General features: G+C 61.4%; 22 protein-coding genes, 2 tRNA genes and 1 pseudogene. 20 read left to right on the top strand and 5 right to left on the bottom strand.

Features of this window, described 5'->3' with window-relative positions:
* The 3 genes from carB to B3P22_RS19290 all read left to right on the top strand — a co-directional run.
* A partial coding sequence (gene carB / locus B3P22_RS19300) for a carbamoyl-phosphate synthase large subunit (protein ID WP_296272180.1) occupies window positions 1-1,429 on the top strand: 1,429 nt, incomplete at its 5' end.
* The gene (gene greA / locus B3P22_RS19295) at window positions 1,426-1,902 is read left to right on the top strand and encodes a transcription elongation factor GreA (protein ID WP_197855349.1); all 477 of its coding nucleotides are present in this window, start codon (window positions 1,426-1,428) and stop codon (window positions 1,900-1,902) included. The genes carB and greA, both read left to right, overlap by 4 nt.
* On the top strand, window positions 1,880-2,320 hold the full coding sequence (locus tag B3P22_RS19290) for a DUF4149 domain-containing protein (protein WP_296272179.1): 441 nt from the start codon (window positions 1,880-1,882) through the stop codon (window positions 2,318-2,320). The genes greA and B3P22_RS19290 overlap by 23 nt, the downstream gene beginning before the upstream one ends.
* Before the next feature lie 86 nt (window positions 2,321-2,406).
* Here the strand turns inward: B3P22_RS19290 and yhbY are convergent, their stop codons facing one another.
* Window positions 2,407-2,718, bottom strand: coding sequence for a ribosome assembly RNA-binding protein YhbY (gene yhbY / locus B3P22_RS19285; RefSeq protein WP_013717001.1), 312 nt, complete (start codon window positions 2,716-2,718; stop codon window positions 2,407-2,409).
* Window positions 2,719-2,808: 90 nt separating this feature from the next.
* Here yhbY and rlmE point away from each other — a divergent pair, with 90 nt between their 5' ends.
* The 17 genes and pseudogenes from rlmE (at window position 2,809) to B3P22_RS19200 (ending at window position 19,428) form a co-directional block, all read left to right on the top strand.
* Window positions 2,809-3,432, top strand: coding sequence for a 23S rRNA (uridine(2552)-2'-O)-methyltransferase RlmE (gene rlmE, locus B3P22_RS19280; RefSeq protein ID WP_296272178.1), 624 nt, complete (start codon window positions 2,809-2,811; stop codon window positions 3,430-3,432).
* Between the two features lie 173 nt (window positions 3,433-3,605).
* Window positions 3,606-5,519 carry an ATP-dependent zinc metalloprotease FtsH gene (ftsH, locus tag B3P22_RS19275; RefSeq protein ID WP_296272177.1) on the top strand — a complete coding sequence of 638 codons (1,914 nt, stop codon included), beginning with the start codon at window positions 3,606-3,608 and terminating at the stop codon, window positions 5,517-5,519.
* Window positions 5,520-5,527: 8 nt separating this feature from the next.
* Window positions 5,528-6,379, top strand: a complete 852-nt coding sequence (gene folP / locus B3P22_RS19270; RefSeq protein WP_296272176.1) for a dihydropteroate synthase — start codon at window positions 5,528-5,530, stop codon at window positions 6,377-6,379.
* Window positions 6,380-6,549: 170 nt separating this feature from the next.
* Complete coding sequence (gene glmM, locus B3P22_RS19265) at window positions 6,550-7,887, top strand: phosphoglucosamine mutase (protein ID WP_296272175.1); 1,338 nt, start codon at window positions 6,550-6,552, stop codon at window positions 7,885-7,887.
* 65 nt (window positions 7,888-7,952) lie between these two features.
* Window positions 7,953-8,708 carry a triose-phosphate isomerase gene (gene tpiA, locus B3P22_RS19260; protein WP_296272174.1) on the top strand — a complete coding sequence of 252 codons (756 nt, stop codon included), beginning with the start codon at window positions 7,953-7,955 and terminating at the stop codon, window positions 8,706-8,708.
* A 3-nt stretch (window positions 8,709-8,711) separates the two neighbouring features.
* Window positions 8,712-9,083, top strand: a pseudogene (gene secG, locus B3P22_RS19255) (preprotein translocase subunit SecG); the annotation flags it as partial.
* 148 nt (window positions 9,084-9,231) lie between these two features.
* Window positions 9,232-9,317: transfer RNA gene (locus tag B3P22_RS19250), tRNA-Leu, on the top strand.
* 97 nt (window positions 9,318-9,414) lie between these two features.
* Window positions 9,415-9,491: transfer RNA gene (locus B3P22_RS19245), tRNA-Met, on the top strand.
* 126 nt (window positions 9,492-9,617) lie between these two features.
* The gene (rimP, locus tag B3P22_RS19240; RefSeq protein WP_197855341.1) at window positions 9,618-10,076 is read left to right on the top strand and encodes a ribosome maturation factor RimP; all 459 of its coding nucleotides are present in this window, start codon (window positions 9,618-9,620) and stop codon (window positions 10,074-10,076) included.
* 159 nt (window positions 10,077-10,235) lie between these two features.
* Window positions 10,236-11,717 (top strand): transcription termination factor NusA, encoded by a 1,482-nt coding sequence (nusA, locus tag B3P22_RS19235; RefSeq protein WP_296272173.1) that lies wholly within the window; start codon window positions 10,236-10,238, stop codon window positions 11,715-11,717.
* A gap of 27 nt (window positions 11,718-11,744) precedes the next feature.
* Complete coding sequence (gene infB / locus B3P22_RS19230) at window positions 11,745-14,234, top strand: translation initiation factor IF-2 (protein WP_296272172.1); 2,490 nt, start codon at window positions 11,745-11,747, stop codon at window positions 14,232-14,234.
* Window positions 14,235-14,358: 124 nt separating this feature from the next.
* Window positions 14,359-14,748, top strand: coding sequence for a 30S ribosome-binding factor RbfA (gene rbfA / locus B3P22_RS19225; RefSeq protein WP_296272171.1), 390 nt, complete (start codon window positions 14,359-14,361; stop codon window positions 14,746-14,748).
* A 2-nt stretch (window positions 14,749-14,750) separates the two neighbouring features.
* A complete protein-coding gene (gene truB / locus B3P22_RS19220; RefSeq protein ID WP_197855338.1) occupies window positions 14,751-15,671 on the top strand; it encodes a tRNA pseudouridine(55) synthase TruB in 921 nt (306 codons plus the stop codon).
* A 170-nt stretch (window positions 15,672-15,841) separates the two neighbouring features.
* On the top strand, window positions 15,842-16,111 hold the full coding sequence (gene rpsO, locus B3P22_RS19215) for a 30S ribosomal protein S15 (protein WP_004424394.1): 270 nt from the start codon (window positions 15,842-15,844) through the stop codon (window positions 16,109-16,111).
* Between the two features lie 171 nt (window positions 16,112-16,282).
* Complete coding sequence (gene pnp / locus B3P22_RS19210; RefSeq protein WP_197855337.1) at window positions 16,283-18,388, top strand: polyribonucleotide nucleotidyltransferase; 2,106 nt, start codon at window positions 16,283-16,285, stop codon at window positions 18,386-18,388.
* Between the two features lie 431 nt (window positions 18,389-18,819).
* Window positions 18,820-19,173, top strand: coding sequence for a BON domain-containing protein (locus B3P22_RS19205; RefSeq protein ID WP_197855336.1), 354 nt, complete (start codon window positions 18,820-18,822; stop codon window positions 19,171-19,173).
* A 57-nt stretch (window positions 19,174-19,230) separates the two neighbouring features.
* Window positions 19,231-19,428: a CsbD family protein gene (locus tag B3P22_RS19200; protein ID WP_090433494.1), complete on the top strand. Its 198-nt coding sequence runs from the start codon at window positions 19,231-19,233 to the stop codon at window positions 19,426-19,428.
* A 200-nt stretch (window positions 19,429-19,628) separates the two neighbouring features.
* Here B3P22_RS19200 and B3P22_RS19195 read toward each other — a convergent pair whose 3' ends face one another.
* The 4 genes from B3P22_RS19195 to B3P22_RS19180 all read right to left on the bottom strand — a co-directional run bounded on the left by B3P22_RS19195 (window position 19,629) and on the right by B3P22_RS19180 (window position 24,251).
* The gene (locus tag B3P22_RS19195) at window positions 19,629-19,931 is read right to left on the bottom strand and encodes a DUF2845 domain-containing protein (protein WP_296272170.1); all 303 of its coding nucleotides are present in this window, start codon (window positions 19,929-19,931) and stop codon (window positions 19,629-19,631) included.
* A 13-nt stretch (window positions 19,932-19,944) separates the two neighbouring features.
* Entirely contained in the window at window positions 19,945-20,253 is a 309-nt protein-coding gene (locus B3P22_RS19190) for a DUF2845 domain-containing protein (RefSeq protein WP_197855333.1), read from the bottom strand.
* Window positions 20,250-23,132, bottom strand: a complete 2,883-nt coding sequence (locus B3P22_RS19185; protein ID WP_296272169.1) for a DUF748 domain-containing protein — start codon at window positions 23,130-23,132, stop codon at window positions 20,250-20,252. Before B3P22_RS19185 ends, B3P22_RS19190 begins: the two co-directional genes overlap by 4 nt.
* Before the next feature lie 102 nt (window positions 23,133-23,234).
* Window positions 23,235-24,251 carry a class I SAM-dependent rRNA methyltransferase gene (locus tag B3P22_RS19180; RefSeq protein WP_296272168.1) on the bottom strand — a complete coding sequence of 339 codons (1,017 nt, stop codon included), beginning with the start codon at window positions 24,249-24,251 and terminating at the stop codon, window positions 23,235-23,237.
* Window positions 24,252-24,305 lie beyond the last annotated feature (54 nt).

Here is a 24,305-nt window from a genome sequence, read left to right as displayed (position 1 = left end):
CAACTGCAACCCGGAAACCGTCTCCACCGACTACGACACCTCCGATCGCCTGTACTTCGAGCCGGTGACCCTGGAAGACGTGCTGGAAATCGTCCGCGTCGAGCAGCCGAAAGGCGTGATCGTGCAGTACGGCGGCCAGACCCCGCTGAAGATCTGCCGCGCCCTGGAAGAAGCCGGCGTGCCGATCATCGGCACCAGCCCCGAGGCCATCGACCGCGCCGAAGACCGCGAGCGCTTCCAGCAGATGGTGCAGCGCCTGAACCTGCGTCAGCCGGCCAACGCTACTGCGCGCAGCGAAGACGAGGCTTTGGCCCTGTCGAAGAACATCGGCTACCCGATGGTGGTGCGTCCATCCTATGTACTGGGCGGCCGGGCGATGGAAATCGTCTACCAAGAAGAAGAACTCAAGCGCTACATGCGCGAAGCGGTGAAGGTGTCCAATGACAGCCCGGTGCTGCTCGATCGCTTCCTCAACTGCGCCATCGAAGTGGACGTGGATGCGGTCAGCGACGGTGAAACCGTGGTGATCGGCGCGATCATGCAGCACATCGAACAGGCCGGCGTGCACTCCGGTGACTCCGCCTGCTCACTGCCGCCTTACTCGCTGCCGGCGCACATTCAGGACGAGATCCGCGAGCAGGTCAAGAAAATGGCCCTGGAGCTCGGCGTGATCGGCCTGATGAACGTGCAGATGGCCGTACAGGGCGAAGACATCTACGTCATCGAAGTGAACCCGCGCGCCTCGCGTACCGTGCCGTTCGTCTCCAAGTGCGTGGGCGAGTCGCTGGCCAAGGTGGCTGCTCGCGTCATGGCCGGCAAGACCCTGGCCGAGGTGGGCTACACCCAGGAAATCATTCCGCCGTTCTTCAGCGTCAAGGAAGCGGTGTTCCCCTTCGCCAAGTTCCCGGGTGTCGACCCGATCCTCGGCCCGGAGATGAAATCCACTGGTGAAGTGATGGGTGTCGGCGACAGCTTCGGCGAAGCCTTCGCCAAGGCCCAGGTCGGTGCCAGCGAGATCCTGCCGAACACCGGTTGCGCCTTCATCAGCGTGCGTGAGGATGACAAGGAGCAGGCGGTACAGGTTGCCCGTGATCTGGTCAGCCTCGGCTTCGAGGTGGTCGCCACCGCTGGCACCGCCAAGGTGATCGAGGCTGCCGGTCTGCCGGTGCGCCGCGTGAACAAGGTGACCGAAGGTCGTCCGCACGTGGTCGACATGATCAAGAACGACGAAGTCACCCTGATCATCAATACCACCGAGGGGCGTCAGTCCATCGCTGACTCCTACTCGATCCGTCGTAACGCTCTGCAGCACAAGATCTACTGCACCACCACCATCGCGGCGGGGCAGGCGGTCTGTGAGGCGCTCAAGTTCGGTCCCGAGAAGACCGTGCGCCGGCTGCAGGATCTGCATGCAGGAATCAAGGCATGAACAAGTACCCCATGACCGTCCAGGGCGCTCGCGCCCTGGAAGAAGAGCTGGCGCACCTGACCAAGGTGCGTCGTCCCGCACTGAGCCAGGCGATTGCCGAGGCTCGCGAGCTGGGCGACCTCAAGGAAAACGCCGAATACCACGCCGCCCGTGAGGAGCAGGGCATGGTCGAGGCGCGTGTGCGTGACATCGAAGGCCGCCTGCAGAACGCGGTGATCATTGATGTCACCAGCATCGAGCACACCGGCAAGGTGATCTTCGGCACTACGGTGGAAATCGCCAACGTCGAAACCGACGAAAGCGTGACCTACCAGATCGTTGGCGAAGACGAAGCCGACATCAAGCAGGGCAAAATCTCCGTCGGTTCGCCCATCGCCCGTGCCCTGGTGGGCAAGAGCGAGGGTGATGTGGTCGGCGTGCAGACGCCCAGTGGCCTGGTCGAGTACGAGATTGTCGAAGTCCGTCACGTCTAAGCCACACCTGCCGTCGCGGGCCGCTGCCGTCAGTTGGCAGCTGGCCCAGACCCTCTGGGTCGGCGGCTTGTGGTTATTGCATTTCGTCATTCTGCCGGCCATCGGCCAGACCGGCCTGGCACCTCTGCTGGTGCAGGAAATAGCCGAGCGCCTGGCGCCGCTGCTGGTTGGTCTGACGGCCGTATGCGTGGCGCTGCAGGCCGTTGCGCTACTGCGCAGTGACGGGCTCTCGAGTCTGTGGCGGGATATGCGCGGGCAGCTCTTGTTGACCGTTGCGGTCATGGCCCTGAGTTATTTCGTCGCGTTGCACCAATGGCCGCAGGCCGAGTACTGGCTACGCTTCAGCTATCTGGTGATGGCATTCTGTGGGCTATTGCTGGTGCTGCAGCCGGTTCCGGGCATGCCGGCGAGGCGCTAGCGGGTGTTCTGCAGGAGCGAATTCATTCGCGATCAACGCGTGGCGCTGGCCCGCTGTGACGCGAACAAATCCGCTCCCACGCCTGCTCAGCCCTGGTAGCGGATCACGTTGGACAGGTTGCGATTCGGCTTGGGGTTCTTGCGATAGAGCAGGGCGACCTTGCCGATCGACTGCACCAGCTCGGCGCGACCGGCTTCGCACAGGGCGGTGATGGCAGTCTGGCGATCCTCGCGTTCGGCGAGACGCAGCTGTACCTTGATCAGCTCGTGATCGTTCAGAGCGCGGTCCAGTTCGGCCAGCACGCCCTCGGTCAAACCATTGTCAGCCACGATCAATACAGGTTTCAGGTGGTGGCCGATAGATTTGAATTGTTTCTTCTGCTCTTGAGTGAGCGGCATAATCGTTAGTACCTAATTCGGTCTGGAAAACGGCGCCTATCTTACCCGAGCCCGCGCAGTTATTCATGACCCGTTGAATTCGAGGTTTCAGTGGCACGTTCCAAGACCAGCCAGCGTTGGCTGAAAGAACATTTCGACGATCCCTACGTGAAGATGGCACAGAAGGACGGCTATCGTTCGCGCGCCAGCTACAAGTTGCTGGAAATCCAGGAGAAGGATCGCATTCTGCGTCCCGGCATGACCGTGGTCGACCTCGGCGCTGCGCCGGGCGGCTGGTCGCAGGTCACCAGTCGAGTGATTGGTGACAAGGGCCGCCTGATCGCCTCCGACATTCTGGAAATGGACGCCATCCCCGACGTTACCTTCATTCAGGGCGACTTTACCGACGATGCGGTGTTCGCCCAGTTGCTCGAAGCCATTGGGGAAAATCCGGTCGACCTTGTTATTTCCGATATGGCCCCCAATATGAGTGGGGTGAGGACCGCTGATCAGGCGCGCGCCATGTACCTGTGTGAGTTGGCGCTGGATCTGGCAGGGCGAGTATTGCGGCCTGGCGGTGATTTCCTGATCAAGATTTTCCAGGGCGAGGGCTTCGATGCGTACCACAAGCAGGTGCGCGAGACTTTCGACAAGGTGCAGATGCGCAAGCCGCTGTCGTCACGAGATCGTTCTCGTGAGCAATATCTGTTGGCGCGCGGTTTTCGTGGTTTATGAGTTGAAACTGGTCTCCGCTCTGTCGGTCTCAGTGGCAGAAACCTCATAAAGGGTTACAGACGGTGCCTGCGGGACGCGGGCGTTTGGTGTAAGTTAGGTCGGTATATCATTGGTCGTCATGGGAAGCCTGCTTCGCCACGAGGCCTGCTTCAGAGGGTAGCTAATTGAACGACATGGCAAAGAATCTGATCCTGTGGCTGATCATCGCGGCGGTGCTGGTTACCGTGATGAACAACTTCTCCAGCCCGAGCGAGCCGCAGACCCTGAGCTACTCGCAGTTCATCGAACAGGTCAAGGAAGGGCGCGTCGAGCACGTCACCGTCGATGGTTACGTGATCACCGGCAAGCGCACCGATGGCGAAGGCTTCAAGACCATTCGTCCTGCTATCCAGGATGGTGGTCTGATCGGCGACCTGATCGACAACAATGTGGTCATCGAAGGCAAGCAGCCCGAGCAGCAGAGCATCTGGACTCAGTTGCTGGTCGCCAGCTTCCCGATTCTCGTGATCATCGCCGTGTTCATGTTCTTCATGCGCCAGATGCAGGGCGGTGCCGGCGGCAAGGGCGGCCCGATGAGCTTCGGCAAGTCCAAGGCGCGCCTGCTTTCCGAAGACCAAGTCAAGACCACCTTCGCCGACGTCGCCGGTTGCGACGAGGCCAAGGAAGAAGTCAGCGAGCTGGTGGAATTCCTCCGCGATCCAGGCAAGTTCCAGCGCCTGGGTGGTCGTATCCCGCGCGGCGTGCTGATGGTCGGCTCGCCGGGTACCGGTAAGACGCTGCTGGCCAAGGCTGTGGCCGGCGAGGCGAAAGTGCCGTTCTTCACCATTTCCGGTTCCGACTTCGTCGAAATGTTCGTCGGTGTCGGTGCCAGTCGCGTTCGCGACATGTTCGACCAGGCGAAGAAGCACGCCCCGTGCATCATCTTCATCGACGAGATCGACGCCGTCGGTCGCCATCGTGGCGCCGGCATGGGCGGAGGTCACGATGAGCGTGAGCAGACCCTCAACCAGTTGCTGGTGGAGATGGACGGCTTCGAGATGAATGACGGCATCATCGTCATCGCCGCTACCAACCGTCCGGACGTCCTGGACCCGGCGCTGCTGCGTCCTGGCCGCTTCGACCGTCAGGTAGTCGTTGGCCTGCCGGATATCCGTGGTCGTGAGCAGATTCTGAAAGTGCACATGCGCAAGGTGCCGATGGGCGATGACGTCAACGCGGCGGTGATCGCGCGCGGTACGCCGGGCTTCTCCGGTGCCGATCTGGCCAACCTTGTCAACGAAGCCTCGCTGTTCGCCGCTCGTGCGGGCAAGCGCCTGGTGGAAATGAAGGAGTTCGAGCTGGCCAAGGACAAGATCATGATGGGCGCCGAGCGCAAGACCATGGTCATGTCCGACAAGGAGAAGCTCAACACCGCCTACCACGAGGCCGGTCATGCCATCGTTGGTCGCCTGGTGCCCGAGCATGACCCCGTCTACAAGGTTTCCATCATTCCCCGCGGTCGCGCTCTGGGTGTGACCATGTTCCTGCCGGAAGAGGATCGCTACAGCCTCAGCAAGCGAGCACTGATCAGCCAGATCTGCTCGCTGTTCGGTGGCCGTATCGCCGAGGAAATGACTCTGGGCTTCGATGGCGTCACCACCGGTGCCTCGAACGACATCATGCGCGCCACCCAGCTGGCGAAGAACATGGTCACCAAGTGGGGCCTGTCGGAGAAACTTGGCCCGCTGATGTATGCCGAGGAAGAGGGTGAAGTGTTCCTTGGTCGCAGCATGGGCAGCCAGAACAGTAATGTTTCCGGCGAGACCGCCAAGCAGATCGACGAAGAAGTGCGCCGCATCATTGACGAGTGCTACGCCACTGCCAAGAAGCTGCTGGTGGAGAACCGCGACAAGCTCGATGCCATGGCTGAAGCGCTGATGAAGTACGAAACAATCGACTCCGAGCAGATCGACGACATCATGGGTGGTCGTGAGCCTCGCGAGCCGCGTGGTTGGGACGGTGGTGGCGACTCCGGTGCGCCGCAGGCCAAGGTCGACGAACCCAGTCGTCCCGAGAACCCCATCGGTGGGCCAGCGGCCGAGCATTAAGGTTCCATATGCTTCGACAGCAACACCCGAGCCGGCTGCCTTGTGGCAGCCGGCTTCTTGATTTCTCCCGTCCGCAAGTGATGGGCATCCTCAACGTCACCCCTGATTCCTTCTCCGATGGTGGTCGTTTCACGGCGCGCGATGCTGCCTTGCGTCATGCCGAGCAGATGGTGGTCGCGGGTGCGACGCTGATCGATATCGGTGGTGAGTCCACGCGCCCAGGCGCGCGAAGCATTTCGCCGACAGAGGAGCTGGAGCGCGTTGCGCCGATGGTCGAGGCTATCGCCCGCGAGCTGGATGTGATCATTTCCGTGGATACCTCGACACCGGCAGTCATGCGCGAAAGCGCAAGACTCGGCGCGGGGCTGATCAATGACGTGCGTTCGCTGCAGCGCGATGGCGCTCTCGATGCTGCGGCCGACACGGGGCTGCCGGTGTGTCTGATGCACATGCGCGGCGAGCCGGGCAACATGCAGGACAATCCGCATTATCCGGATATCGTCAGCGAGGTGCGCGATTTTCTCGTCGAGCGTATGGCGGCATGCGCGGCGGCTGGCATTTCCGCCGAGCGAATCGTGCTCGATCCGGGCTTTGGCTTTGCCAAGACCCTGGAGCACAATCTGACCCTGTTCAAGCGCATGAGTGAACTCTCTGCCTTGGGCTGCCCCCTGCTGGTCGGTGTCTCGCGCAAGAGCATGATCGGCAAGGTGCTAGGACATGAAGTTGGCGGGCGTCTGTACGGCAGCCTGGCATTGGCCGCCCTGGCGTTGACCAAGGGCGCACACATTCTGCGTGTGCACGATGTCGCCGAAACGGTGGACGTGGTGCGCATGATCGCTGCGGTTGAGGCAGCGCAATAACAGGCTTTTGAACGCGTAGACGAGGTGGTCTGGGCTAGGCAAAAACAGCCGAAAAAACGCTCGGAGTCGCGCTCGACTTTACGTGTTGTAAGTGAGCATTTTGAGGCTGTTTTTAACGACGGCCGGACAAGGCAGGTAGTTTTCAATGTCCTGCTAATAAGGAAAGCGTTATGGCTAGAAAATACTTCGGCACCGACGGTATTCGTGGGCGGGTCGGTCAGTTTCCCATTACCCCCGATTTCATGCTCAAGCTCGGCTGGGCGGCGGGCATGGCGTTTCGCAAGGAAGGCAAGTGCCGCATCCTGATCGGTAAGGACACGCGAATCTCCGGCTACATGTTCGAGTCCGCTCTGGAGGCCGGCTTGGCTGCTGCTGGCGCGGACGTGCAGTTGCTCGGTCCGATGCCGACGCCGGCCATCGCCTACCTGACGCGCACCTTCCAGGCCGATGCGGGCATCGTCATCAGCGCCTCGCACAACCCGCACGATGACAATGGCATCAAGTTCTTCTCCAGCGAAGGCACCAAGCTGCCGGATGACGTGGAGTTGATGATCGAGGAGCTCCTCGACCAGCCGATGACGGTGGTCGAGTCTGCCGAGATTGGCAAGGCATCGCGAATCAATGATGCCTCTGGCCGCTACATCGAGTTCTGCAAGGGCAGTGTGCCCAGTGGTACCAGTTTCAAGGGGCTGAAGATCGTCATCGACTGCGCTCATGGTGCTGCCTACAAGGTGGCGCCGAGCGTTTTTCGTGAGCTGGGCGCGGAAGTGCGGGTCATCTCCGCACAGCCGGACGGCCTCAATATCAACGATGGCTGTGGTTCCACGCATATCGCGGCGCTGCAGGCCGAAGTGGTCGCGCAGCAAGCCGATCTGGGCATCGCCTTCGACGGCGATGCCGATCGCGTGCTGATGGTCGATCAGTATGGTGCGGTGGTCGATGGCGACGAGTTGCTGTTCATTATCGCCCGTGATCTGCAGGAGCGTGGGCGGCTTCGCGGTGGTGTGGTCGGTACGCTGATGAGCAACCTGGGCCTGGAGTTGGCACTGGCCGATCTGAACATCCCGTTCATTCGCGCCAATGTCGGTGACCGTTACGTGATCGCCGAGCTGCTGTCGCGCAACTGGCAGCTGGGTGGGGAGAACTCGGGGCACCTGGTGTGCTTCCAGCACACCACCACCGGCGATGCGATCATTGCCGCGCTGCAGGTGCTGATGGCGCTCAAGCGCCGTGGCCAGAGCCTCGTCGATGCGCGTAGCGACTTGAAGAAATGCCCGCAGGTACTGGTCAATGTGCGTTTTTCCGGCGCGGTCGACCCGCTCGAGCATCCTTCGGTCAAGGAGGCCTGTGCGCGGGTTACCGAGAGCATGGCTGGGCGCGGTCGCGTGCTGCTGCGCAAGTCCGGCACCGAGCCGCTGGTGCGGGTGATGGTCGAAGGTGACGATGAAGCCACGGTTAGCGGCTATGCCGATGAATTGGCTAAGATTGTTGCCGAAGTCTGTGCTTGATTGAGCTTGCTACCGGGGGTGCTCTTGGGTAATATCTGCGCCCTCTTTGATCGACGAGGTAAAGCATGCGTCGCCCCTTGGTTGCAGGTAACTGGAAAATGCACGGTACCCGCGCCAGCGTCGCAGAGCTGATCGAAGGGTTGCGTCAGCAGGCCTTGCCTGCTGATGTGGATGTCGCGATTTTCCCCTCGAGTCTGCATCTCGCCCAGGTTGTCGAAGGCCTGGGTTCGAGGGCGGTGAAGGTTGGAGCGCAGGATTGCGCAGCGCAGGTGGAGCAGGGTGCCTTGACCGGTGAGTTGGCTGTTAGCCAGCTGGTCGATGGCGGTTGCGAGCTGGTGCTGGTCGGTCACTCGGAGCGTCGCCTGATCCTGGGTGAAAGTGACGAAGTGGTCGTGAGCAAGTTTGCCGCGGTGCAGAAGGCGGGTTTGACGCCGGTGCTCTGCGTCGGTGAAACCCGTGAGCAGCGTGAAGCGAATGCAACGCTGGGTGTGGTGGGTGGCCAGTTGGCCGCAGTGGTCGATGCCCTGGGTGTCGAAGCACTGAAGAATGCCATAGTTGCCTATGAGCCTGTCTGGGCCATCGGTACCGGCCTGACCGCTACGCCTGAGCAGGCTCAGCAAGTGCACGCAGCGATTCGCGCGCAGGTTTCGCAGCTGGATGCTGAGGTGGCGAGCGAGCTGAGAATTCTTTATGGCGGCAGTGTGAAGGCCGCCAGTGCAGCCGAGCTGTTCGGCATGCAGGATATCGATGGGGGGCTCGTAGGTGGCGCCTCTCTGAATGCGGATGAATTCGGTGCGATCTGTCGCGCTGCAGGAAACTGAAGAATGCTGGAAACCGTCATTGTTGTTCTGCACCTGCTGGGTGCGATCGGGATTGTAGTGCTGGTTTTGCTGCAGCAGGGTAAAGGCGCTGACGCGGGTGCGTCGTTCGGTTCGGGTGCTTCGGCAACTGTATTCGGAAGCCAAGGTTCCTCTACCTTTCTGAGTAAGTTTACTGGTATACTTGCCGCAGGTTTTTTCATTACCAGCTTGGGTTTAGCGTTCTTTGCTAAAGAAAAAGCTGATGCACTGACTCAGGTTGGTCTGCCAGATCCAGCGGTTCTGGAAGTTCAACAAAAGCCGGCCGTCGAAGACGTGCCGGTGCTCGAAGAGCAAGCTCCAGCATCCGATGCTTCGGATGCTTCGGATGCTTCGGATGCTTCGGATGCTTCGGATGCTTCGGATGCTTCGGATGCTTCGGATGCTTCGGATGCTTCGGATGCTTCGGATGCTTCGGATGCTTCGGATGCTTCGGATGCTTCGGATGCTTCGGATGTTCCGGAGGCTCCAGAGCAGTAACAGTTTTGCCGAGGTGGTGGAATTGGTAGACACGCTACCTTGAGGTGGTAGTGGCCATAGGCTGTAGGGGTTCGAGTCCCCTCCTCGGTACCATACTCAAGAAAGCCCGCAGTTAGCGGGCTTTCTTGTTGCTGGAGTGTTTGGTTGACCCTCGCCAGGGGGTGGCCGTATAATTCCGGCCCAGCTTTGACGCGGGGTGGAGCAGTCTGGTAGCTCGTCGGGCTCATAACCCGAAGGTCGTAGGTTCAAATCCTGCCCCCGCAACCAGTTTCAGAAGCCCCTTTTAAGGGGCTTTTTGTTAGCTGAAACACAGTGTCCGCTGCTTTATCGCGGACAGACGGGATGGGCGTTTCGCCCATTTTTTATTTGCACAGCATGCACGAGGGCCGTTAAGTGTCGAGCAAGCTAGAACAGTTGCAGGCCTTGTTGGCCCCGGTAATCGAGGCGCTCGGTTATCAGTGTTGGGGCATCGAGTTCCTGTCGCAGGGGCGTCATTCGCTGCTGCGTGTCTATATCGATAAGGCCGACGGTATCCTGATCGACGATTGTGAAATCGTCAGCCGTCAGCTCAGTGGTGTACTCGATGTCGAGGACCCGATTTCCTCCGAGTACACGCTGGAAGTTTCTTCTCCCGGGATGGATCGCCCGTTGTTCACCCTTGAACAGTTTGCGGCGCATGTCGGTGAGCAAGTGAAAATCAAGCTGCGTTCGCCTTTCGACGGGCGTCGTAACTTCCAGGGCCTCCTTCGCGGTGTGGAGGATCAGGACGTGGTGGTGCAGGTGGATGACCACGAGTATCTGTTGCCGATCGACCTGATCGACAAGGCCAATATCATCCCCCGATTTGATTGAAATGCGAATCTGCGTCGCTGCCGGGCTGCCAGCCTTCTGTGCAGTCCGAGCGACACAGATGGCGCGAAGGTAGCGCGACAGCGCACGTGTTTGGCGCCCATGGCGTGAACGTGACGCGGATTGCGCATAACCAATGGATTGCGAAAGGCGAGGCGTACGATGAGCAAAGAAGTACTGCTGGTTGTTGAGTCGGTATCCAACGAGAAGGGTGTACCGGCCGGCGTGATTTTCGAGGCGCTGGAGCTGGCTCTGGCGACCGCCACCAAGAAGCGGTTCGAGGACGAAGTCGATCTGCGTGTGTCGATCAACCGACACAACGGCAGCTACGAGACCTTCCGTCGCTGGACCGTGGTCGACGAGTCCGAATTCGACGATCCGGCTCACCAGCTGACCGACGACATGCCGCAGGCCGTCGAGGCCAACGCCAAGATCGGTGACGTGCTCGAAGAGAAAGTCGAGTCCATCGAGTTCGGCCGTATCGCCGCGCAAACCGCCAAGCAGGTCATCGTGCAGAAAGTGCGTGAGGCCGAGCGTGCGCAGGTGGTCGACGCTTACCGCGAGCGCCTGGGGGAGATCATCTCCGGCACCGTGAAGAAGGTCACCCGCGACAACGTCATCGTCGACCTGGGCAACAATGCCGAGGCGCTGCTGGCCCGCGAAGACATCATCCCGCGCGAGACTTTCCGCGTTGGCGTGCGTCTGCGTGCCCTGCTCAAGGAAATTCGTACCGAGAATCGCGGCCCGCAGTTGATCCTGTCGCGCACCGCTCCGGAAATGCTGATCGAGCTGTTCCGCATCGAAGTACCGGAAATCGCCGAAGGGCTGATCGACGTCAAGGCCGCCTCCCGTGATCCGGGCTCGCGCGCCAAGATCGCCGTGCGCTCCAAGGACAAGCGTATCGACCCGCAGGGCGCCTGCATCGGCATGCGCGGTTCGCGCGTTCAGGCCGTTTCCGGCGAGCTGGGTGGCGAGCGTGTCGATATCGTGCTGTGGGACGACAACCCCGCGCAGTTCGTGATCAATGCCATGTCGCCGGCTGAAGTGGCTGCGATCATCGTCGACGAAGATGCCCATGCCATGGACATCGCCGTTGGCGAAGACAACCTGGCTCAGGCCATTGGTCGTGGCGGTCAGAACGTGCGTCTGGCCAGTCAGTTGACCGGCTGGACGCTGAACGTGATGACCGAGGCGGACATCCAGGCCAAGCAGCAGGCAGAAACCGGCGACATCATGCAGTCCTTCATCGACGAGCTGGAAGTCGACGAAGAACTGGCTCAAGTCCTGGTCGAAGAGGGTTTCACCAGTCTCGAAGAGATTGCCTACGTACCCATGGAAGAAATGCTCAGCATCGATGGCTTTGACGAGGATATCGTCAATGAGCTGCGTGCGCGGGCCAAGGATCGTCTGCTGACCAAGGCGATCGCCAACGAGGAGAAGTTGGCCGATGCCCATCCGGCAGATGATTTGCTGGCACTGGAAGGCATGGACAAGGCGCTGGCTCTTGAGCTCGCGCTGCGCGGCGTGATTACCCGTGAAGACCTGGCCGAGCAGTCGATCGACGACCTGCTCGACATCGACGGCATCGACGAAGAGCGTGCCGGCAAGCTGATCATGGCCGCTCGAGCCCACTGGTTCGAATAAGCGGTTGCGGCCTGAGGAGAAAGATGCATGACGCAAGTCACGGTGAAAGAACTGGCCAAAGTGGTCGACACTCCGGTTGAGCGCCTGCTGCAGCAGATGCGTGAAGCCGGCCTGTCCCACAGCAGTGCCGAACAAGTAGTGACCGATAGTGAGAAACAGGCCCTGCTGGCCCATCTCAAGAGCAGTCACGGCGACAAGGTCGAAGAGCCGCGCAAGATTACCTTGCAGCGCAAGACCACCAGCACCCTCAAGGTTGCTGGCAGCAAGACCATCAGCGTTGAAGTGCGCAAGAAGAAGACCTTCGTAAAGCGCAGCCCGGAAGAGCTCGAGGCCGAAAAGCAGCGTGAGCTGGAAGCTCAGCAGGCAGCTGCCGAGGCCGAGCGTCTGAAAGCCGAGGAAGAAGCCAAGCGCAAGGCCGAAGAAGAGGCCAAGCGTCAGGCTGCCGCCGCCGCTACTGAAGCCCCTGCACCCGCTGCTGCGCCGGCCCCGGCCAGCGAGCCCGTGGTTGCTGCTGCTCCGGTTGTCGACGCCGAGCGCAAGAAAGAGGAAGTGCGCCGTCCCGAGAAGGCGCGCAGCGACGAAGACGAGCGTCGTGATCGCAAGCACGCGCAGCACCGTCCGACCCTCAAGGAAAAGGCACCAGCTCCGCGTGTCGCACCGCGCAGTGTCGACGAAGAGAGCGACGGCTTCCGTCGTGGCGGTCGCGGCAAGGCCAAGATGAAGAAACGCAACCAGCACGGCTTCCAGGCTCCCGCCGGTCCGGTGGTGCGTGAAGTGTCGATTGGCGAAACCATCACCGTGGGCGAACTGGCCCAGCAGATGTCGGTGAAGGCCGCTGAAGTCATCAAGTTCATGTTCAAGATGGGCTCGCCTGCCACCATCAACCAAGTACTGGATCAGGAAACTGCCCAGCTGGTCGCCGAAGAGCTGGGCCACAAGGTCAAGCTGGTCAGCGACAACGCGCTGGAAGATTCCCTGGCCGAGTCGCTGAAGTTCGAAGGCGAGGCCATGTCCCGTGCGCCGGTGGTGACCGTGATGGGTCACGTCGACCATGGTAAGACCTCGCTGCTCGATTACATCCGTCGTGCCAAGGTGGCTTCCGGTGAAGCGGGTGGCATCACCCAGCACATCGGTGCCTACCACGTGGAAACCGACCGCGGCATGGTCACCTTCCTCGATACCCCCGGTCACGCCGCGTTCACCCAGATGCGTGCCCGTGGTGCCAAGGCCACCGACATCGTCATCCTCGTCGTCGCTGCTGACGACGGCGTGATGCCGCAGACCCAGGAAGCCGTGCAGCACGCGAAAGCCGCTGGCGTGCCGATCGTGGTCGCGGTGAACAAGATGGACAAACCGGAAGCCAACCCGGACAACATCAAGAACGGCCTGGCCGCGCTGGACGTGATTCCGGAAGAGTGGGGCGGTGACGCACCGTTCGTACCGGTTTCCGCCAAGGCCGGTACCGGTATCGACGAGTTGCTCGAAGCCGTACTGCTGCAGGCCGAGGTGCTCGAGCTGAAAGCCACCCCGACCGCGCCTGGTCGTGGTGTCGTGGTCGAGTCGCGTCTGGACAAGGGCCGCGGCCCGGTCGCTACCGTACTGGTTCAGGACGGTACCCTGCGTCAGGGCGACATGGTTCTGGTCGGCGTCAACTACGGCCGCGTGCGTGCCATGCTCGACGAGAACGGCAAGCCGATCAAGGAAGCCGGTCCGTCGATTCCGGTCGAGATTCTCGGCCTGGATGGCACGCCGGATGCCGGTGACGAGATGATGGTGGTGGCCGACGAGAAGAAGGCCCGCGAAGTTGCGCTGTTCCGTCAGGGCAAGTTCCGCGAGGTCAAGCTGGCTCGCGCCCACGCCGGCAAGCTGGAAAACATCTTCGAAAGCATGGGCCAGGAAGAGAAGAAGACCCTCAACATCGTCCTCAAGGCCGACGTTCGTGGTTCTCTGGAAGCCCTGCAGGGCTCGCTCAGCACCCTGGGCAACGACGAAGTGCAGGTGCGTGTGGTCGGTGGCGGCGTCGGTGGTATCACCGAGTCCGATGCCAACCTGGCGCTGGCTTCCAATGCCGTGCTGTTCGGCTTCAACGTCCGTGCTGACGCTGGTGCGCGCAAGATCGTCGAGTCCGAAGGCCTCGACATGCGCTATTACAACGTCATCTACGACATCATCGAAGACGTCAAGAAAGCGCTCACCGGTATGCTCGGCAGCGATGTTCGCGAGAACATCCTGGGCACCGCGGAAGTGCGTGACGTGTTCCGTTCGCCGAAGTTCGGCGCTGTCGCTGGCTGCATGGTCATCGAGGGCACCGTCTACCGCAACCGTCCGATCCGCGTACTGCGCGAGGACGTGGTGATCTTCGAAGGCGAGCTGGAATCGCTGCGTCGCTTCAAGGACGACGTCGCCGAAGTGCGTAACGGCATGGAGTGCGGTATCGGCGTGAAGAGCTACAACGACGTCAAGGTCGGCGACAAGATCGAAGTGTTCGAGAAGGTCCAGGTGGCGCGCAGCCTGTAAACACAGCTGCAAGCCTCAAGCGGCAAGCTTCAAAAGGTGGCCTGGTCCACCTGTTGAGCTTGCCGTTTGGCTTTTTGGTATTTTTTAGCTTGAAGCTTAGCGCTTGAAGCTTGAGGCAGCTTTTATGGCCAAAGATTACAGCCGTACTCAGCGTATCGGTGATCAGATGCAGCGCGAGCTGGCAGTGCTGATCCAGCGCGAGATCAAGGACCCGCGCCTGGGTCTGGTAACCATCACCGCCGTCGACGTGAGTCGCGACCTGTCCCACGCCAAGGTGTTCATCACCGTGATGGGCAAGGACGACGACGCCGAGCAGATCAAGCTCAACCTGGAGATTCTCGGCGAGGCAGCCGGCTATCTGCGCATGCTGCTGGGCAAGTCGATGAAAGTGCGCACCATCCCGCAACTGCACTTCCAGTACGACGCCAGCATTCGTCGCGGTGCCGAGTTGTCGGCACTGATCGAGCGTGCAGTGGCGGAAAATCGCAAGCACCAGGACGGCAGCGAGGAATAAGCGTGGCGCAGGTCAAACGTATTCGCCGCAAGGTCGACGGCATCATCCTGCTGGACAAGCCGCGTGGCTTCACCTCCAACGCGGCGCTACAGAAGGTACGCTGGCTGCTCAACGCCGAGAAGGCCGGGCATACCGGTAGCCTCGATCCGCTGGCCACTGGCGTGCTGCCGCTGTGCTTCGGCGAGGCGACCAAGTTTTCCCAGTACCTGCTCGATGCCGACAAGGGTTACGAGACGGTGGCCCAGCTCGGCGTGACCACCACCACCGGCGATGCCGAAGGTGATGTGCTCGAACGCCGCGCGGTGACCGTTGGTCGCACTGAAATCGAGGCCCTGTTGCCGCGTTTTCGCGGGGAAATCAAACAGATACCCCCGATGTACTCCGCCCTGAAGAAGGACGGGCAGCCGCTGTACAAGCTGGCCCGTGCAGGTGAAGTAGTGGAGCGCGAGGCGCGTTCTGTTACTATTGCGCGCCTGGAATTGCTGGCTGTGGAAGGTGAGCAGGCGCGTCTGGCGGTGGATTGCAGCAAAGGCACCTACATTCGCACCCTGGTCGAAGACCTCGGCCAATTGCTCGGTTGCGGCGCCCATGTCGCCGAATTGCGTCGGACCAAGGCCGGCCCGTTCGATCTGGCGCGCACCGTGACGCTTGAAGAGCTGGAAGCGGTGCATGCCGAGGGCGGCAGCGCAGCGCTCGATCGCTTCCTACAGCCGGTCGACAGCGGGCTGCTGGACTGGCCGCTGCTGCAGTTCTCCGAGCACAGCGCGTTCTACTGGCTGCAAGGGCAACCAGTGCGGGCACCGGAAGCGCCGAAGTTTGGCATGGTGCGGGTACAGGATCACAATGGTCGCTTCATCGGTATCGGTGAAGTGAGCGACGATGGGCGTATCGCCCCGCGGCGACTGATTTATACCGGCGCGTAGCGCCGACAGTTTCGGCCGAAATGGCTGAAAGCCTGATGCTGACGATGTCGTCATCAGGTGTTGCGAGGGTGGCTGTTAGTAGGCACGGTCATTCCTCTTTTTAAAACACGGGAAGCGATTCCCGGCCTATTGAGACTGCTTCGGCAGTTTCCAGATGAGAGGAAGCCAACATGGCACTCAGCGTTGAAGAAAAAGCCCAGATCGTTAACGACTACAAGCAAGCTGAAGGCGATACCGGTAGCCCGGAAGTGCAGGTTGCCCTGCTGACCGCCAACATCAACAAGCTGCAAGGTCACTTCAAGGCCAACGGTAAGGATCACCACAGCCGTCGTGGTCTGATCCGTATGGTTAACCAGCGTCGTAAGCTGCTGGACTACCTGAAGGGTAAAGACACCAGTCGTTACAGCGCCCTGATCGGTCGCCTGGGCCTGCGTCGTTAATAGACGCGAGCTGCACAAGTTGGAAGCTGGGAGTTCGGCGCCGCGAATGGGGAGTGATCCTCACCTCGTGGCGTCGGGCTTCCAGCTTTTGGCTTTTCGAGGGATGCACCGGGTCCGACTCCCGCGCTTCTTTCCAATTTCCCCCAAGGCAACAAAGAGAAGGAAAACACCGTGAACCCGGTAATCAAGAAATTCCAGTTCGGTCAGTCGACCGTTACCCTCGAGACTGGCCGTATCGCCCGTCAAGCCTCCGGCGCAGTGCTGGTCACCGTTGACGACGACGTCAGCGTGCTGGTTGCCGTCACCGGCGCCAAGACCGCGGACCCGAGCAAGGGCTTCTTCCCGCTCTCCGTGCACTATCAGGAAAAGACCTACGCTGCCGGCAAGATCCCTGGTGGTTTCTTCAAGCGTGAAGCGCGTCCGAGCGAGAAAGAGACCCTGACCTCGCGTCTGATCGATCGCCCGATCCGTCCGCTGTTCCCGGAAGGCTTCCAGAACGAAGTGCAGGTCATCTGCACCGTGGTTTCCACCAGCAAGAAGACCGATCCCGACATCGCTGCGATGATCGGTACCTCGGCTGCCCTGGCTATCTCCGGCATTCCGTTCAACGGCCCGATCGGTGCCGCGCGCGTCGCCTTCCACCCGGAAACCGGCTACCTGCTGAACCCGAACTACGAGCAGCTGAAAGCCTCCAGCCTGGACATGGTGGTCGCGGGTACCAAAGACGCCGTACTGATGGTCGAATCGGAAGCCAAAGAGTTGACCGAAGACCAGATGCTGGGCGCCGTGCTGTTCGCCCATGAAGAGTTCCAGGCTGTCATTCAGGCTGTCGCCGAGCTGGCTGCCGAAGCTGGCAAGCCGACCTGGGACTGGCAGCCGAAGCCGGAAAACACCGCGCTGCTGAACGCCATCCGTGGCGAGTTCGGTGATGCGATTTCCCAAGCCTACACCATCACCATCAAGCAGGATCGCTACGCGCGTCTGGGCGAGCTGCGTGATCAGGTCGTGGCCAAGTTCTCCGGCGAAGAAGGTCAGCCTACTGCCGGCGAAGTGAAGGAAGCCTTCGGCGAAATCGAATACCGCACCGTGCGCGAGAACATCGTCAACGGCAAGCCGCGTATCGATGGCCGTGACACCCGTACCGTACGTGGCCTGAACATCGAAGTCGGTGTGCTGGACAAGACCCACGGTTCGGCGCTGTTCACCCGTGGCGAAACCCAGGCGCTGGTCGTGGCCACCCTCGGCACCGCTCGCGACGCACAGCTGCTGGATACCCTCGAAGGCGAGAAGAAAGACCCCTTCATGCTGCACTACAACTTCCCGCCGTACTCGGTCGGTGAGTGTGGTCGCATGGGCGCTACCGGTCGCCGCGAAATCGGCCACGGCCGCCTGGCCCGTCGTGGCGTCGCTGCCATGCTGCCGAGCGCTGACGAATTCCCCTACACCATTCGCGTGGTATCGGAAATCACCGAGTCCAACGGTTCGTCCTCCATGGCTTCGGTCTGCGGCGCCTCGCTGGCGCTGATGGACGCCGGTGTGCCGATGAAGGCCCCGGTTGCCGGTATCGCCATGGGTCTGGTGCTGGAAGGCGAGAAGTTCGCCGTTCTGACCGACATCCTCGGTGACGAAGACCACCTGGGCGACATGGACTTCAAGGTAGCCGGTACCGCCAAGGGCGTCACCGCGCTGCAGATGGACATCAAGATCCAGGGCATCACCGAAGAGATCATGGAGCAGGCGCTGGAGCAGGCGCTGGAAGCGCGCCTGAACATCCTCGGCCAGATGAACCAGGTCATCGCGCAGTCGCGCAGCGAGCTGTCAGCCAACGCGCCGACCATGCTGGCGATGAAGATCGACCAGGACAAGATCCGCGACGTCATCGGCAAGGGCGGCGCCACCATCCGCGCCATCTGCGAAGAGACCAAGGCCTCGATCGACATCGAAGACGACGGCTCGATCAAGATCTTCGGCGAAACCAAGGAAGCGGCCGATGCTGCCAAGCAGCGCGTGCTGGCCATCACTGCAGAAGCCGAGATCGGCAAGATCTACGTGGGTAAGGTCGAGCGTATCGTCGACTTCGGTGCCTTCGTCAACATCCTGCCGGGCAAGGACGGTCTGGTGCACATCTCCATGCTGAGCGATCAGCGTGTGGAGAAGGTCACCGACGTGCTGCAGGAAGGCCAGGAAGTGAAGGTACTGGTACTGGACGTGGACAACCGCGGCCGTATCAAGCTGTCGATCAAGGATGTAGCTGCTGCTGAGGCCTCTGGCGTTTAAGCACGGCTCGTCTGTTCGAACGAAAAGGGCTCCTACGGGAGCCCTTTTTTGTGTCTGCCTGCCAGGCTCGGCCATCAACCTTCGCGCTCTGCCTTCATTCAGGTCTATTACGAGCCGGGAGTGTCAGGGCTTCGCCCGCCGCGTTGCCTGCAGGCGGCCGCTTCACTCTCGCAAAGCGCGGCATCCGCGAATTTTCCCGATTCGATCTGACATCACATACGGCTGTACTGTGTAAACCATGCAAATTGCCCGAGTGTTTTTTTCAGACTCGGCGAAATGCAATCAAACGGCTGTCTTTGATTGTAAATAAGTTATTGTTTTTAAAGGATTTATTGGTTTTTAAAAAACTGGCACAGCGCTTGCGATAGTACTGGTGAACCTGCAACCAGGAGTTGGTTTGCAGATTGTCTGCAATGTACAGGAGTCGAATCATGAAACAGCCAATCAACCGTTTTGCCGCTACCACCCTGACCGCTGCCGTGCTGAGCATGTCTCTGGCCTCCGCAGCTTTCGCCGCAGAGCCGACCATGCTGGCGGCCAATGACACCGTGGATAAAGCCGAGCAGGCGGTATCCGACACCTGGATCACCAGCAAAGTGAAGTCCACCTTCATCGCTGATTCTGACCTCAGCGCCCTGGACATCAAGGTCGAGACCAACCAAGGCGTGGTTTCCCTGTCCGGCGTGGTGTCCACCGATGCCGAGCGTGATCTGGCTATCGCCAAGACCAAGGAAATCGAGGGTGTGCGTGACGTGTCCGCCGATGCCCTGAAAACCGCTGACTGATAGCCGAGCCGGCCGGGCTGTAGCCCGGCCTCACCTTCTGTCACTGGGAGAATGACCATGAATAGCGACATCATCAAAGGCAAATGGAAGCAGCTCAACGGTCGTATCAAGGAGCGTTGGGGCAACCTGACCGATGACGACCTGGACGTCGCCGAGGGCCACAGCGACTATCTGGCCGGTAAGCTGCAGGAACGTTATGGCTGGACCAAGGAAAAGGCCCAGCAAGAGCTGCGCGACTTCAGCGACAAGCTCTAAGCACGGATAGCCTGGTACGGATGCCGCACGAGTACGGATAGCTTCAGATACGGATGTCACATCAGCACGGATGCTGCTGACATGGACGCCTCAGCACGGATAGCGACAGGCACGGATGCTCGAAGGCCCCGCCGGTATGACCGGCGGGGCCTTGATTTTTATGCGTGCTGAACCGGTTGGGCCGGCACTGCGGCAATACCTCAGCGGCCGCGTTTGCTGCGTATCTCGCTCAGGCGACCGCCCTCGAAACGTAAGAAGTGGTACATGCCATTCTTCGGTCCGTAGATCCACTCTTCGACAGTCACCTCGTTGCGAAAACCATAGCTGTCGAGCACTTCCTTGTAGCCAAGAAAATCGCGGCTGGCAGGTTCGCCACACTTGCTCAGCACCTCGGCGCTGGGCGCTGTCTTGCTGACCAGCGCGCTGCCGCAGCGGTAGGTCGAGGACGCCTCGGCCAGCAGGGGCAGGCAGAGCAGCGTCAACAGATAGGCCAATTTGCGCATGACAGCCTCCTGCTCAACGTTCGCGACGACGTTCGATGGCGACCAGGCGATTGCCTTCGAAGCGCAGGATGCTGAGCATGCCGTTGCTTGGGCCGTAGACCCACTCCTCGATCATGTATTCGCGACGGTCATAGGAGCCCAGGGTGTAGCCGACCGGATCGCGATGTACCGGCGCGCCACATTTGCGTTCGACCTCGAACGGGCGGTCGCCCAGGCTGACCAGGGCACTGCCGCAGCGCAGCGTATCGGCCTGCGCAGTGGCGCTGAGCAGGCCAGCGGCCAGGGTGGCGAGCGTAAGGAAGGATAAGCGGCGCATGATCATTGGCTGTCCAGGTGCAGGGTGGTGAGCACGCGGCCATCGGCTTCCGGCTCGCCCAGGTTGGCATCGATCAGGTAGACGCGCTCATCGTACAGCCCGCCCTGTTCCACCAGATAATCCTTGATCGTTGCAGCGCGTTGCTGAGCCAACTGGCGCAGCAGCAGCTTGCTCTGCGCCCAGGAATCCAGCACCGCCTTGCGCATGTTCTGCTGGCGCTGCTCGCTGTCCAGTTCGGCCCATGCGGCCGGCGGCTGTTGCTTGAGGCGGGTGCGATAGATGCCTTCGAGCAGCGCAGCCTGCTCATCTTCGTCGACCGTCAGCTCATCGGGGCTGGCGGGCACCTTGTCGCCGCGACGTTGCAGCACCTTGTACCAGCCTTCGCGGAATTCGCGCTGCAGCCGCTGTTCGGCCAGCAGCGGGCCATCAGCGCTCTGCGCGGCCTGGCCTTCCACCTCCAGACGCAGATTGGGGCGTTCCTCGAGCGCCTTGGCCAGCGTGTCCAGTGCCTGGCGTGCGTCGCCCTCCAGCTGTGCCGAGCCGGCATTGAACGGTACGGTGCTGAGGTCGACATCGCTGCCGCCGACCAATCCGGCGATGAACTTGAATGGCGCCTGGGCTGCGCGCAGCACCAGATTGCGCAGGGTTTGCCAGACGATGGGCATGACGCTGAACTCTGGGTTGTTCAGATCGCCCTGCACAGGAAGCTCGATGGCGATGCGGCCCTGGGTGTCCTTGAGCAGGGCCACCGCCAGGCGAACCGGCAGGTCGACGGCATCCGGGCTGTCGACCCGTTCGCCCAGCTGCAGGTTCTCCACCAGCACCTTGTTCTCGGCATTGAGCTGGCCCTTCTCGATGCGATAGTGCAGGTCGAGGTTGAGGCGGCCCTTGCGGATGCGATAACCGGCGAACTTGCCGGAGTAAGGGGTGATGGTGGTCAGCTCGACGTTCTTGAAGCGCGTGGCGATATCCAGGCTGTTGAGCGGATCGAACGGCGTCAGCTTGCCCTTGATGCTCATCGGCGCATAGCGGTCGACCTTGCCCTGAATATCGACGCTGGCCGCCTGCGGCTTCTGGTTGTCGAGCACGCCGATACGGCCGTTCATCTGCTGGATGGCGGTGGCGAAGTTGGGCGTCAGGCTGAAGTCGGCGAAGTTGGCCGAGCCGTCATTGATGGTCACGCCGCCGATGCGGATGGCCAGCGGCTTGCCGGCATCCGCCTTGTCCTCGTTCGGCGTCGCCTGCTGCGGCACGACCAGTTCGCTGACGTTGGTGGTCAGGTTCTCGTTGATCACGAAGCGTGCGTAAGGCTGATCCAGCTCGACACGCTCGATGGCCAGGCTTTCACCGTGGCGATAATCGATGCCGCCGACCCGGACCTGTTTCCAGCGCAGCAGATCACGCTCGCGCAAGGTATCCAGGGTGGGCAACTGGTCTACCCTGGCGTCACCGGTGACGCTGAGTGCCAGCGGCTCGGTACTCTCAAGCTGCACCTCGAGGTCGCTGCCGAGCAGGCCACTACGCAGTTCCAGACGAATGAAGGGGCTCAGGTAGGCCTGCGCCAGGCGCAGGTCGATATCCTGGGTAGCGACCTTGAGCCGGGCGGTGGTCGGGCTCAATTGCACCTGGCCGGCTGCCTGCAACTTGCCCTGCTTACCCAGGCCGCTGTCGAGCCTGAGGTCGAAGGGCTTGTCGCCGAGGCTGTCGAAATTCTTCAGGTCGAGGTTCAGTGGGCCGACATCCACCGCCACTTCCTGCTGCGGTACACGGTCGGCCAAGTGGGCCTTGTAGTCGCGCAGTTGCACGTCCTGCAGCAGCACCTGCCAGGGCTTGCTCTCGCCGGGCTGCTCCGCGGGTTCGGCAGTTTCGCTCTTGGCGCTTTCTGGTTTGGCAAACAGCTTCTGCCAGTCCAGCTGGCCGTCGGCTTCGCGTGCTGCCCAGGCCTCAAGGCCCTGGCTGCGCACCTGGCCGACCACTACCTGTTGCCTGGCCAGGTCGAGGCTGGTGTCGTCGATATCCAGGCGCTGCAGGCGCACCAGTGGTTTGCCTTGTGGGTCGTCGATGGCGAAGGGCGCCAGCTGCACCTTGACCTTGTTCAGTTGCAGCTCTGTGCTGCTGGACAGGTCGAGCCGGTAGTCGCTGCTGAGGTCGACCAGGCCCTCCTTGAGCACCAGCGGCAGGGCGTCGCGCACGTAAGGCCAGAAGGTGCTCAGGCGACCATCGCTGATGCTCAGACTGCCGCTGGAGGTGATGGGCGTCAGGCTGACCTGACCGCGCCAGTCGATCCGTGCGCCGTGCGGGCCACTGGCGGTCATGGTCATCTGCGCGTTGTCGCCGGCCAGGGTGCTGAGGTTGTGCAGATCCAGATCAAGTGAGTCGTAAGCGAACTCCACCGGCTCGCTTGGGCGTAGATCCTGGAAGCGCAGGGCTTTCTCCCGCAGGCGAATGCTGTCGATGCGCAGCGGGAAGGGCTCGCTGCTTTCGGCCTTGGATTCTGCCTGGCTTTCCGGCAGGCGGAACAGCTGGGTGAGATTGAGCGTACCGTCCTTGGCGAAGAGGATTTCGGTTCGCGCACCATCGAGTTCGATATCGCTCAGGTGCAGGGCACCGCTCCACAGGCTGTCGCTCTGCAGGTTGGCGTACAGGCGCTGGAAACTCAGTTGCTTATGGCCGCTTTCACCGATCTGCAGGCCCCAGAGGCTGAGTTCGAAGGTGAAGGGGTTGAGCTGCACGCGTTGCAGCGAGGCCGGTAGCGTGGCGTACTGCGCCAACTGCTGGTTGGCGATGCGCAGGGCGATGCCCGGCAGAATCAGAAAGCCGATCAGGCTATAGAGGAAAACGGCGATCAACAGTGCGCTCAGCGCGCGCTTCAGTCCTTTGGGCATGGCTTTGCGTCATCTATCCAGACGAGGAGACGCCTTGGAGTATGGCACGGCGTTTCGGTTCCGGTCGTCATCGCCGCAGTCAGATTGCGCCCAAGTCCCGGTTCAGAGGTGCAGGACCAGGGTTTTCAGTGGCGGCCTGGCGTCCGTGGAAGGGAAGTCCGGTGCCGGGGCGATGACCTGACAATCCTGCACTGGGCGGCCCAGTTTTTCCGCGCAGCGTAGTACCTGCGTGCGCCAGTCGCTCATCTCCACTTTCGCCAGGTTGTTGCAGCACACCAGGGTGCCGCCTTCGGCAGTGGCCAGCAGCGCCGGTTTGAGCAGGCTCTGGTAATCGCGCAGCAGGTCGACGGTGCCGAAGGCGCTCTTGGCCCAGGCCGGTGGGTCGAGGAAAACCAGATCGAAGGTGCGCGGTTGCAGACGCGGGTAACTCGGCAGCTTTTGTCCGCGGCGGCTGCTGATCGGCAGGTCGGCCAGTTGGCGAATGGCCGGGAAATAGTCGGACTGAATGAACTGCATGCTCGGCAGTTCGGGGTTCAGCGCGCCGTTCTCGCGGCCTACGGCCAGGTTGCCGTGGGCAAAGTCGAGATTGATCACCTCGCGCGCGCCGCCGGCTGCGGCGCACAGGCCGACGCCGCAGGTGTAGGCGAACAGGTTGAGCACGGATTTGCCGGCGCTGTTGGCCTTGACCCAGCCGCGGGCGTTGCGCAGGTCGAGAAACAACAGGGGATCCTGACCGGCATGACGGCCGCGCACGCGGTAGTTGAGGCCCCATTCGTGACCGATCATGTCTTCGAGGGCGGCTTCGCTGGCCTGAAACAGCCCCGGGTCGCGGTCGATACGCGAGTTGCCCCGGGAGCGGTCGTTGTAGACCAGCAGCAGGGCCTGGCCAAGGAGAGTCTCGACGCTGCTGGCGATGGTCTTAAGGTCGTCGGAGTGCAGCGGCTGATGAAAGCTTTGCACCAGCAGTTGCGGGCCATAGCGGTCGACGGTCAAGCCCGGCGCACCTTCCTGGCTGCCGTGGAACAGCCGGTAACAGTCGGTGCCTTGTGCGTGCAGTTCGACCAGTAGCTGCTGGCGGGCGTCGAGGGCGGCGCGCAGCGCCTGGTCAAGAGAAGGCATGCGCGGCGTCTCGGATGAAGGAAGGCCGGCAGTTTATCAAGAAAACGGCCCGCC

Origin of the sequence: Pseudomonas sp. UBA6323 (assembly GCF_002439135.1) — a bacterium.
Classification (GTDB): Bacteria; Pseudomonadota; Gammaproteobacteria; order Pseudomonadales; family Pseudomonadaceae; genus Aquipseudomonas.
The sequence above is the reverse complement of the archived record's forward strand: the minus strand, read 5'-3'. Positions and strand labels throughout refer to the sequence as shown.